We start from the raw sequence: 10847 nt of genomic DNA, 5'->3' as shown, positions 1-10847 counted from the left end.
TTGTTCTGCGCCCCGCACCCCACCATTGCCCACACGCGGCCAACCCCCCCACCCCCCCCTTGGGGGGGTGGGGGCCCCCAGGGGGGGGGGGGTCTTGACCAATCCACGGCCCACTCAACCCCCACCCCGGCGCTGCGCGCCGACCCTCCCCACAAGGGGGAGGGTAAGGAGAAGCAATGACCGACGAACCGCTGCTGCGCGTCTCGGCACTTTCCAAATTCTACGGCTCGCGCGTCGGCTGCGACAACGTCTCCTTCGACCTGTGGCCGGGCGAAGTCCTGGCTGTGGTCGGCGAGTCCGGCTCCGGCAAGACGACATTGCTCAACTGCCTGTCGACGCGGCTGCTGCCCTCCTCCGGCACCGCCAGCTACCGCATGCGCGATGGCCAGTTCCGCGAACTCTACCGCATGAGTGAGGCCGAGCGCCGCTTCCTGATGCGCACCGACTGGGGGTTTGTCCACCAAAACCCGGCCGACGGCCTGCGCATGACGGTATCGGCCGGCGCCAATGTCGGCGAGCGGCTGATGGCGGTCGGCGACCGCCACTACGGCAAGATCCGCGCCACCGCGGTCGACTGGCTGTCGCGCGTCGAGATCGACGAGGACCGCATCGACGACGAACCGCGCGCCTTTTCCGGCGGGATGCGCCAGCGCCTGCAGATCGCCCGCAACCTCGTCACCGGCCCGCGTCTGGTGTTCATGGACGAACCGACCGGCGGCCTCGATGTCTCGGTCCAGGCGCGCCTGCTCGATCTGTTGCGCGGGCTGGTCACCGATCTCGGCCTGGCGGCCATCGTCGTCACCCATGACCTTGCCGTGGCGCGGCTGTTGTCGCAGCGCATGATGGTGATGAAGGACGGCCGCGTCGTCGAAAGCGGCCTCACCGACCGCGTGCTCGACGACCCGCGCGCGCCCTACACCCAGTTGCTCGTTTCCTCGATTCTGCAGGTTTGACGATGAAGTCTCAAAGCGCGTGTTCGCGAAACCTTGGCGCGAGGCACCCCCCTCTGGCCTGCCGGCCATCTCCCCCGCAAGGAGGGAGATCGGCTGTCCCTGCTGCTTTCACCAATTACCAAGGCTGCAAGAAAAGCGCTGCGGGTGAAACTGCCAATCTCCACCCTTGCGGGGGAGATGTCCGGCAGGACAGAGGGGGGTGCCTCGCGCCGACACCTCGCAAACACCCGCTTCGAGATTTCACCGTTATTCCGCACATGCAATTGCATTGGCCAGAGGGGGGTGCTGGCCCGCAAACCAACAGCGATTGGAGGACCTTCTGATGCCGACGCCCCTCGTTGTCTCAGACGTCGCCAAGAGCTTCACCATGCATCTGCGCGACGGCATCAAATTGCCTGTTATCGCCGGTGTCTCGTTCTCGATCAGGGCCGGCGAATGCACCGTGCTCGGCGGCCCGTCCGGTGCCGGCAAGAGCTCGATCCTGAAGATGCTCTACGGCAACTACGCCGTCGACGAAGGCCAGATCATCGTCAGCCACGATGACGGGCTGATCGACCTCGCCACTGCCAGCCCGCGCACCGTGCTTGCCGTGCGCCGGCAAACGATCGGCTATGTCAGCCAATTCCTGCGCACCGTGCCGCGCGTTTCGGCGCTGGATGTCGTCGCCGAACCGCTGGTCGAGCGCGGCGAGGATCGCGAGATTGCCCGCGGCAAGGCACGCGCCTTGCTGGCGCAGCTCAACCTGCCGGAGAAACTCTGGGCATTGCCACCTGCGACCTTCTCCGGTGGCGAGCAGCAGCGCGTCAACATCGCACGCGGCTTCATCACCGAGCATCCGATCCTGCTGCTCGACGAGCCGACCGCCTCGCTCGACGCCAAAAACCGCGATGTCGTGATTGAACTCATCGCCGCCAAGAAGGCGGCTGATGTCGCGCTGCTCGGCATCTTCCATGACCACGACGTACGCGAGGCGGTTGCCGACCGCATCATCGACGTCACCGCTTTCGCTCCCGGAAAAATCGCCGCATGACCAGGAAATTGTCCGAGACGCCGCTGGTCCATCCGACGGCGGATGTGCAGAATTCGACGCTCGGCCGCTGGACCGAGATCGCCGACCGCAGCCGGGTGTCGGAAAGCGAGCTTGGCGACTATTCCTACATGATGCAGGACTGCGCCGTCTGGTGCGCGACGATCGGCAAGTTCGCCAACATCGCCGCCAGCGTGCGCATCAACGCCACCAACCACCCGACCTGGCGGCCAACGCTGCACCATTTCACCTATCGCGCCTCGGACTACTGGGACGACGCCGAGCACGAGACAGAATTCTTCGCCCAGCGTCGCGCCAGGCGAGTCACCATCGGCCACGACACCTGGCTCGGCCACGGCTCGACCATCCTGCCCGGCGTCACCGTCGGTGACGGCGCGGCGATCGGCGCCGGAGCCGTCGTCTCGAAGGACGTCGCCCCCTACACCATCGTCGCCGGCGTGCCGGCCAAACCGATCCGTGAGCGCTTCGACCGCCGCACCGCCGACCGTTATCAGGCGCTTGCCTGGTGGGACTGGGATCATGCCAGGCTGCGCGCTTCGCTCGACGATTTCCGGGAACTATCGGCCGAGGCCTTCCTGGAAAAATACGAAGGATAATTCTTCACATCATCGTCATGGCAGCCACATGGCAGGACCTGTTCGATGACTCTCTCAAGCTTTTTCGAGCAGCAGGCTCCCGTGATCGAAATCAAAACTCCCGCCTTCTGCGGCTTCAGGGACATGGAGCACTTCGAGGACCTGCTGGCCCTGGGCCGGCCATAACTCCACACCTGTGGAGCGTAACAAAACTGACATCACCGCGACACGGCAGGTTCATGTGGCTGCGTTAGGCGAGTGCCTGACGATCAATATGGTCCAGACTGGAACCTGCCCCATGTCAGCAAATTCCGCCACGCTCGAAATCCGCGGTGTCAGCCGCCGATTTGGTAAGAACACCGCCGTCAGCGACATCAACATCGCCATCCCACAGGGTCAGATGGTTGGCATTATCGGCCGTTCGGGCGCCGGCAAATCGACCCTTCTTCGCATGATCAACCGTCTCATCGATCCCAGCCAGGGATCGATCTTTTTTGACGGCGCCGAGGTTTCCCAGTTGCGCGGCTCGCCGCTGCGGCGCTGGCAGCGTGACTGCGCCATGATCTTCCAGCAGTTCAACCTGGTGCCGCGCCTCGACGTGCTGACCAACGTGCTGCTCGGCAAGCTGAACCACCGTTCGACCATCACCAACCTGTTCGGCATGTTCTCGCGCGCCGAATGCGCCGAGGCGGTCGCGGCACTCGAGCGGCTCGACATTGCCCGCATCGCGCTGCAGCCCGCAGGCACCTTGTCGGGCGGCCAGCAGCAGCGCGTCGCCATTGCCCGCGCCATGATGCAGCAGCCCAAAGTGATCCTCGCCGACGAGCCGATCGCCTCGCTCGACCCGCTCAACGCCAAGGTGGTGATGGATTCGCTGCAGGACGTCAATCTGCGCGACGGCATCACCGTCGTCACCAATCTTCACACGCTGGACACCGCCCGCACCTACTGCAACCGCATCATCGGCATGGCCGCCGGCAAGGTCGTCTTCGACGGCCCGCCGGAAGAACTCAACCGCGAGGCCGTGCGTCTCGTCTACGGCGCCGACAGCAATGGCCAGGAAATCTCCGAGGCCATCACCTCGACCAGCGTTGCCTTCAGCCGAAAGATCGCCGCATCCGCCGGACCGCTCGAGCCCGCATTCCCGGGATACTGAGAGCGGCCTGGATCGACAGCCCGCGTCAAGGGCACCTGTCAAAATCGAGAACGCTGCCGGCGCGGGGCCGGAACCTACAGGAGAGATTACAGATGTTCAGGAAGATGGTTTTCAGCGCCGTTTCGGTGCTCGCCATGGCGACCAGCATGGCCCATGCCGCCGACATGAAGGAATTTCGCGTCGGCATTCTCGGCGGCGAAAACGAAACCGACCGGCTGCGCAACTACCAGTGCCTCGCCGACCATCTGAAGGCCGAATTCGGCTTCGAAAAGGTCTCGCTGTTCCCCGCTGCCGACTATGACGGCGTGATCCAGGGCCTGCTTGGCGGCACGCTCGACTTCGCCGAACTCGGCGCTTCCGGCTACGCCAGCATCGCTCTCAAGGACCCGAAGGCGGTCACCCCGATCCTCACCACCCAGCAGACCGACGGCGCCACCGGCTACTATTCGATCGGCCTGGCGCTGAAATCCTCCGGCATCACCGATATCAAGTCGGCCAAGGGCAAGAAACTCGGCTACGCCGATCCGGATTCTACCTCCGGCTATCTGATCCCGCTGACCCAGATCCCGAAGGACACCGGCGCTTCGAACGAAACCTTCTTCGCTTCGACCCAGTTCAACGGCGGCCACGAGAACAACGTTCTGGCCGTGCGCGACGGCAAGGTCGATGTGGCGGTGGACGATTCCTCCGGTATCGGCGACTTCAAGGACGGCTACACCTCGGGCACCTTCCACAAGGAAGTCGCCAAGGGCGCCGTCGACCCCAACGACTTCGTCGAAGTCTGGCGCTCGGGCCTGATCCCGAACGGCCCGCTGGTCGTGCGCACCGCGCTCCGCGACGAAATGACCGCCAAGCTCGCCGACTTCTTCACGCAGTTGCCGAAGAAGGACAAGGCTTGCTTCGAAGGCGTCGAAGGCGGCGACTTTACCGGCTACGTCCCGGTCAAGGCGGACTTCTACAACGTCATCGTCGAAGCCCGTAAGGCAGCCATTGGCGGCTAACGGCGAAATCAGGAAGGGCGGCGTCGATAAAACGCCGCCCTTCTTGCATGTCCGATCATGACCCTTTCCGTGACAGCCCCTTCCGGCGCCACTCACCAGATGGCCGACGCCTGGCGTCGCCAGACGTCCTTGCGCCGGCTCTACACCGCCATCGGTGTCGGCCTTCTCATCATCGCGCTTGGCAGCACCATGTGGTTCGCCGACGAGGCCAATGCCGGGCATTTCTTCGACCGGTTGCCGCATTTGCTGGACTTCCTGAGCTGGCTCGTCCCCAAGGACTGGAACGATGTCTGGCGGGCGATGTTCGATATCGCTTCCCCGCATGACACCGGCACCCAGGAATTCAACTTTCCGCTTGGCCGCTCGTATGTCTGGGACAGCTTCTACATCCCCGAATATTTCGAGCTGATGCTGACCACGCTCAACGTGGCGCTGGTCTCGACCTTCATCGGCTTCGTCTTCGCCGTGCCGTTCTCCTTCATCGCGGCGCGCAATCTGACGCCGCATCCGGTGCTGCGGCTGATCGTCAAGCGCCTCATGGAGCTGCTGCGCGCCTTTCCCGAGATCGTCATCGCGGGCCTGTTCGCCGCCATCGTCTCGATCGGCCCGATCGCCGCCATCATCGCCATCGGCCTGCATTCGATCGGCGCGCTGGGCAAGCTGTTCTACGAGATCAACGAGAACATCGACATGCGCGCCGAGGAAGGACTGAGGGCTGTCGGCGCCAACTGGTTCGAGCGGGTGCGCTTTGCCGGCCTGCCGCAGGTGCTGCCCAACTTCATGTCCTACACGCTGCTGCGTGTTGAGATAAATGTCCGCATTTCCACCATCATGGGCGCGGTCGGCGGCGGCGGCATCGGCGAGGAGTTGAAGCTGTCGATCTCGCGCGGCTTCGGCGCCAAGACGATAGCTCTCGTGCTGCTCCTGTTCACGACGATCTTCATCGTCGACCAGTTCTCCGCCTGGCTGCGCCGCAAGCTGGTCGGCGAGCAGGCTTTCGTGGTGGGGGCTTGACCATGGCTGCCTTGACCGCCGATCAAATCCAGTCGATCGAAGAGCGCTTCCCGCAGGTGTTCCAGCGGCCGTTCCACAAGCGCTTCGGGCCGCTGATGCTGCTTGGCGGCATCTTCCTCTACCTGCTCTATGCCCTGTGGTTCTTCAACCTGCCGCAGGTCATGCGGGAATCGCACTGGGAGCGCCTGCCGTTGTTTCTGACCCAGTGGATCAGCTACGACGTGCAGCCGATCTTCCGCCTCGACGAACCGCAGATCACCGCCAAATATCCACGCTTCTCGGTGCTCGGCCCGAATCCAGATCCGGACTGGGTCAAGACCAATGCCGATGGTTCGGTGACGGTCCTTATCGACGGCACCGCCAACTCGATCACCTTCGCCAAGACGCAGGCGACGATAATTGCCCATGGTGAGACCGTTGCGGTCGCGCTTGGCACCGGCAAGCCGCTGATCTCGGGGCCGGTACCCGGCTGGATCACCGCGCATGAAGATGAGGTCGTCGCCGACATGGGCTTTGCCGGCGAGGCCCGTGTCGCCGTTGACCGCGTCAGGATCCGAAAGCGATTTCTCGGCTGGGCAAACTTCGTCTTCGACACCCGCTCGCCCTTCTTCGGCAAGTCGGCAAGCGAAGTCGCCTCGCTGATCGTCTCCGGACCGGAACTGAAACCAGGCACGTCCAATCTGGCGCTGGCCGGCGACAACATCTGGAACAACGCCCAGTGGCAGCATGGCGATGTCTGGACGAAGCTCCTGCAGACCATCGTCATGGCCTTTCTCGGCACCATGCTTGGCGGCATCGTCGCCTTCCCGCTGGCCTTCTTCGCCGCCCGAAACATCACGCCCAGCCGGCTGGTCAACCAGGTGCTCAAGCGCTTCTTCGACTTCATGCGCTCCATCGACATGCTGATCTGGGCGCTGTTCTTCACCCGTGCCTTCGGGCCGGGACCGCTGGCGGGCAGTGCAGCCATCTTCTTCACCGAGATCGGCACGCTCGGCAAAACCTATTCCGAGGCGCTGGAGAACATCGACGACAAACCGCGCGAGGGTATTACCTCGACCGGAGCCAACGGCCTTCTGGTGCAGCGCTACGGCGTGCTGCCGGAAGTGGTGCCGGTGTTCATCAGCCAGACGCTCTACCAGTGGGAATCCAACACCCGCGGCGCCACCATCATTGGCGCTGTCGGCGCCGGCGGCATCGGCCTGAAGCTGTGGGAAGCGATGCGCACCAACTCCAACTGGGCCAACGTCTTCTACATGGTGCTGCTGATCCTGGCCGTTGTCTTCATCTTCGACAACATCTCCAACTTCCTGCGCCGCCGGCTGAGCCAGACGATCCACGACTACAACAGGATCCAGGCCGAGCAGGGGTGATCGTCCTGTGGTGCACAATTGGGCGAAAAGTCGGCGGGACAGCACCCCCCTCTGGCCTGCCGGCCATCTCCCCCGCAAGGGGGGAGATTGGGCGGTTCCGCTGACGGCGCCGTCCTTCCAACGCCGAAGATTAGCGAAGGCCGACGGACATCCGATCTCCCCCCTTGCGGGGGAGATGTCCGGCAGGACAGAGGGGGGTGTGAAGGAACGCGGCGGCAGGTGTGTTGGAAGGCTTTGCTCCGTCCCACCATGACGAAGGGTGCCTAAGCGGCTTTCCTCCACCCGTTCCTGATATGCTTATACCCATCCCGATAAACCGCTTCCGGGCTCTCGGAAAAATCGCGCCACACCTTGGTCGCCGCCGCCAAATCCTTCAGCGAACGGCCGAACGCTTCGATCGTCAGCCAGCCGTCATAGCCGCTCTTGCGAATGGCCGAGAATGTTTCCTTCCACGGAATGTTGCCGCGCCCCGGCACGCCGCGATCGTTTTCCGAGATGTGGATATGAACGACATTCCTGCGGTGTTTTGTGTAGGCATCGATCGGGTCGGCCTCCTCGATATTGGCGTGGAAGGTGTCGTACATCGCCTTGATGTGCGGCCGGTCGATGGCATCGATATGCTCGGACAGGTCCGCCATCGTGTTGAGCAGGTAGCATTCGAAGCGGTTCAGCGCCTCGAGCCCGATGGTAACGCCCTTGTTGCCGGCATGGTCGCCGATAGCGCGCTGCGAGGCGACGGAGCGCTTCTTCTCGGCGGCCGTCGGCCCGGAGCCGGAAAAGGCGCCGAGCGTCGAATGCAGCGGGCCGCTCAGCGTGCTGGCGCCAAGCGCATCGGCGCAGTCGATCGCCCATTTCATATAATCGACACCGGCCTTGCGCGTTGCCGCATCGGCCGAGATCAGGTTCATCCGGGGATCGCCCATCGCTGAAACCGCGGTCCGCTCCAGTCCGATGCGGTCGAGCAGTTCGCCGAGTTTTTTGTAGTCGTCGGGCGTGCCGGCGAAGATCGGTATCTCAACGCCATCGAAACCGGTTGCCTTGATGTCGCGCAACAGCGGCTCGTGTGTCTTGGACACGGCCGTCGTCCATAAGAACATGCACATGCCGATTTTCATCGACGCCCCCCTCCCCTTGGATCCCCCGGACCGCCTCTATTTCAGAGCTTCGTCCACGCCCCATTCTTCTTCGATGACTTCACGCAGGCCTCGATGAAGGCCATGCCCTCGACGCCGTCCTGGATGGTCGGGAAGACGACGTCCTTGGCCGGCTTGCCGCCCTTGCGGCGTGCCGCGCGGATAGCGCGCGCGGCCTCCTGGTAGATGTTGGCGAAACCTTCGAGATAGCCCTCGGGATGGCCTGACGGCACGCGGCTGACACGGCCCGCCACCGGCAGCGCGCCGGCGCCATTGCGGGTTATCAGTTGTTTCGGCTGGCCGAACGGCGTGTACCAGAGATAGTTCGGGTCGGCCTGCACCCATTCCAGCCCACCCTTCGAGCCATAGATGCGCAGCTTCAGCCCGTTCTCATGGCCGGGCGCCACCTGGCTTGCCCAGATCATGCCCTTGGCCGGGTGCGTCTTGCCGACCGGCTTGAAGCGCAGCATGACGTTGACGTTGTCATCGAGTAGCCGGCCCGGCACGAAGGCGTCGAGATCGGCCGACAGGGAGTCCAGTTCCAGCCCCGAGACAAAGCGGGCGAGGTTGTAGGCATGCGTGCCGATATCGCCCAGCGCGCCGCCGGCGCCTGCCTGCTTGGGGTCGGAGCGCCACGCCGCCTGCTTCTGGCCTGTCGCGGCAAGGTCCTCGGTCAACCAGTCCTGCGGATATTCGGACTGCACGATGCGTATGTCGCCGAGCACACCCTTGGCGACCATCTCGCGCGCCTGGCGGATCATCGGATAGGCGGTGTAGTTGTGCGTCAGCACGAACACCTTGCCGGTCTTCTCGACTATCGCCGCAAGCTTTTTTGCTTCGGCGAGCGTCGTCGCCAGCGGCTTGTCGCAGATGACGTGGATGCCGGCCTCGAGGAAAGCTTTTGCCGCTGGCACATGGACATTGTTGGGCGTGACGATGGCCACCGCCTCAATGCCATCGGGGCGCTTCGCCTCGGCCTTGGCCATCTCGGCATAGGATGCATAGCTGCGTGCGGGGTCGAGCCCCAGTTCGGCGGCCGAGGCCTTGGCACGGGCCGGGTCGGCTGACAAAGCACCGGCAACCAGCACGAAATCATTGTCCAGCCGCGCCGCGATCCGGTGCACTGCGCCGATGAAAGCGCCTTGCCCGCCGCCGACCATGCCATAGCGGATCGGGCCGCCTCCCGTTTCCGACTTCGATGCGCCGACCATATCTTGCTCCTCGCTGTTGCTCACCTCCCCTTGAGGGGAGGTCGATCCGCGCAGCGGATCGGGTGGGGTCGTTGAGGCAGAGTTCGGCATGAACCGACCCCTCCCGGCCCTTCGGGCCACCCTCCCCTCGAGGGGAGGGGAAACCGCGTCAGATTCCCATCATGGCGCGCAGCAACTTCTTGTCGGTGGTGCCACCGGCGAAGTCGTCGAATGCCTTTTCGGTCACGCGGATGATGTGGTGCTCGATGAAAGGCGCGCCCTCGGCCGCACCATCCTCCGGATGCTTCAGGCAGCACTCCCACTCCAGCACCGCCCAGGAATCATAATTGTACTGTGTCAGCTTGGAGAAGATGCCGCCGAAATCCACCTGTCCGTCGCCCAGCGAACGGAAGCGGCCGGCACGGTTGGTCCAGCTCTGATAGCCGGAATAGACGCCTTGCCGGCCGGTCGGGTTGAACTCTGCGTCCTTGACGTGAAACGCCTTGATGCGCTCGTGATAGATGTCGATGAATTCGAGATAGTCGAGCTGCTGCAGCAGGAAATGCGACGGATCGTAATTGATGTTGCAGCGCTTGTGGCCGCCGACCGCATCGAGGAACATCTCGAAGGTGGCGCCGTCGAACACGTCTTCCCCGGGATGAATCTCGTAGCCTATATCGACGCCATTATCCTCATAGACATCGAGGATCGGCTTCCAGCGCTTGCCGAGCTCAGCGAACGCTTCCTCGATCAGCCCGGCCGGCCGCTGCGGCCAGGGGTAGAGGTAGGGAAAGGCCAGCGCTCCCGAGAAGCTGACCGAGGCCTTGAGGCCAAGGTTCTTCGAGGCCTTGGCCCCGAACTCCATCTGTTCGACCGCCCATTTTTGCCGTGCCTTGGGATTGTTGTGCACTGAAGCCGGCGCAAAGCCGTCGAACTGCGCGTCATAGGCAGGATGCACCGCCACCAGTTGCCCCTGCAGATGCGTCGACAGCTCGGTGATCTCGACGCCGGCATCCGCGCAGATGCCCTTCACCTCATCGCAATAGGCCTTGGAAGAAGCCGCCTTCTTGAGGTCGAACAGCCGCGCGTCCCAGGTCGGGATCTGCACGCCCTTGTAGCCGAGACCGGCCGCCCATTTGGTGATCGACGCCAGTGAGTTGAACGGCGCGGCGTCGCCCGCGAACTGCGCCAGAAACAGCCCAGGGCCCTTCATTGTCGTCGGCATCGGCATCCTCCCTCATTTCTCTCGACCGAGCATAGCGCCGATTGGAAACAGGGCCAGCCACTTTGGTCTTTTCTCAACGGGTGCTTGCACGCACCGCCATTCTGGTATTACCAAATGTGGAAATTTGGTCAAGCCATGCAATGCGCCACCAAGACCCTAAAATCACCCGGTGCAGGCCTATA

General features: G+C 63.5%; 10 protein-coding genes. 7 read left to right on the top strand and 3 right to left on the bottom strand.

Annotation, left to right across the window (positions count from 1 at the left end):
- Positions 1–176: 176 nt before the first annotated feature.
- From phnK to phnE (NKH95_RS26550), 7 genes are all read left to right on the top strand, one after another.
- A complete protein-coding gene (gene phnK / locus NKH95_RS26580; RefSeq protein WP_023760811.1) occupies positions 177–953 on the top strand; it encodes a phosphonate C-P lyase system protein PhnK in 777 nt (258 codons plus the stop codon).
- Positions 954–1275: 322 nt separating this feature from the next.
- Positions 1276–1983 carry a phosphonate C-P lyase system protein PhnL gene (gene phnL / locus NKH95_RS26575; protein WP_023812471.1) on the top strand — a complete coding sequence of 236 codons (708 nt, stop codon included), beginning with the start codon at positions 1276–1278 and terminating at the stop codon, positions 1981–1983.
- A complete protein-coding gene (locus NKH95_RS26570) occupies positions 1980–2597 on the top strand; it encodes a DapH/DapD/GlmU-related protein (protein ID WP_128306073.1) in 618 nt (205 codons plus the stop codon). Before phnL ends, NKH95_RS26570 begins: the two co-directional genes overlap by 4 nt.
- Positions 2598–2874: 277 nt before the next feature.
- Positions 2875–3732, top strand: a complete 858-nt coding sequence (gene phnC, locus NKH95_RS26565; protein ID WP_352893732.1) for a phosphonate ABC transporter ATP-binding protein — start codon at positions 2875–2877, stop codon at positions 3730–3732.
- 92 nt (positions 3733–3824) lie between these two features.
- Positions 3825–4733: a phosphonate ABC transporter substrate-binding protein gene (gene phnD, locus NKH95_RS26560; protein ID WP_352799298.1), complete on the top strand. Its 909-nt coding sequence runs from the start codon at positions 3825–3827 to the stop codon at positions 4731–4733.
- Positions 4734–4790: 57 nt separating this feature from the next.
- On the top strand, positions 4791–5747 hold the full coding sequence (gene phnE / locus NKH95_RS26555) for a phosphonate ABC transporter, permease protein PhnE (protein WP_128306075.1): 957 nt from the start codon (positions 4791–4793) through the stop codon (positions 5745–5747).
- Positions 5748–5749: 2 nt separating this feature from the next.
- Positions 5750–7117 carry a phosphonate ABC transporter, permease protein PhnE gene (phnE, locus tag NKH95_RS26550; protein ID WP_352774975.1) on the top strand — a complete coding sequence of 456 codons (1368 nt, stop codon included), beginning with the start codon at positions 5750–5752 and terminating at the stop codon, positions 7115–7117.
- A gap of 263 nt (positions 7118–7380) precedes the next feature.
- On the opposite strand, the gene NKH95_RS26545 is transcribed toward phnE (NKH95_RS26550), so the two are convergent.
- The 3 genes from NKH95_RS26545 to NKH95_RS26535 form a co-directional block, all read right to left on the bottom strand.
- The gene (locus tag NKH95_RS26545) at positions 7381–8232 is read right to left on the bottom strand and encodes a sugar phosphate isomerase/epimerase family protein (RefSeq protein ID WP_352774977.1); all 852 of its coding nucleotides are present in this window, start codon (positions 8230–8232) and stop codon (positions 7381–7383) included.
- Between the two features lie 41 nt (positions 8233–8273).
- Positions 8274–9461, bottom strand: a complete 1188-nt coding sequence (locus NKH95_RS26540; RefSeq protein ID WP_127295124.1) for a Gfo/Idh/MocA family protein — start codon at positions 9459–9461, stop codon at positions 8274–8276.
- A gap of 148 nt (positions 9462–9609) precedes the next feature.
- Positions 9610–10665: a sugar phosphate isomerase/epimerase family protein gene (locus tag NKH95_RS26535; RefSeq protein WP_128304518.1), complete on the bottom strand. Its 1056-nt coding sequence runs from the start codon at positions 10663–10665 to the stop codon at positions 9610–9612.
- Positions 10666–10847 lie beyond the last annotated feature (182 nt).

This window comes from Mesorhizobium sp. M0848, from assembly GCF_040319805.1.
Taxonomy (GTDB): Bacteria; Pseudomonadota; Alphaproteobacteria; order Rhizobiales; family Rhizobiaceae; genus Mesorhizobium.
Note: the sequence above shows the minus strand (reverse complement) of the source record. Positions and strands in the feature narration are given on the sequence as shown.

Excerpts from the sequence above, each read along its gene's own strand:
- phnE (WP_128306075.1), top strand. The coding sequence starts at position 4,791 with ATGACCCTTTCCGTGACAGCCCCTTCCGGCGCCACTCACCAGATGGCC.
- NKH95_RS26535 (WP_128304518.1), bottom strand. The coding sequence starts at position 10,665 with ATGCCGACGACAATGAAGGGCCCTGGGCTGTTTCTGGCGCAGTTCGCG.
- phnE (WP_352774975.1), top strand. The coding sequence starts at position 5,750 with ATGGCTGCCTTGACCGCCGATCAAATCCAGTCGATCGAAGAGCGCTTC.
- phnC (WP_352893732.1), top strand. The coding sequence starts at position 2,875 with ATGTCAGCAAATTCCGCCACGCTCGAAATCCGCGGTGTCAGCCGCCGA.
- phnD (WP_352799298.1), top strand. The coding sequence starts at position 3,825 with ATGTTCAGGAAGATGGTTTTCAGCGCCGTTTCGGTGCTCGCCATGGCG.
- phnL (WP_023812471.1), top strand. The coding sequence starts at position 1,276 with ATGCCGACGCCCCTCGTTGTCTCAGACGTCGCCAAGAGCTTCACCATG.
- NKH95_RS26545 (WP_352774977.1), bottom strand. The coding sequence starts at position 8,232 with ATGAAAATCGGCATGTGCATGTTCTTATGGACGACGGCCGTGTCCAAG.
- phnK (WP_023760811.1), top strand. The coding sequence starts at position 177 with ATGACCGACGAACCGCTGCTGCGCGTCTCGGCACTTTCCAAATTCTAC.
- NKH95_RS26540 (WP_127295124.1), bottom strand. The coding sequence starts at position 9,461 with ATGGTCGGCGCATCGAAGTCGGAAACGGGAGGCGGCCCGATCCGCTAT.
- NKH95_RS26570 (WP_128306073.1), top strand. The coding sequence starts at position 1,980 with ATGACCAGGAAATTGTCCGAGACGCCGCTGGTCCATCCGACGGCGGAT.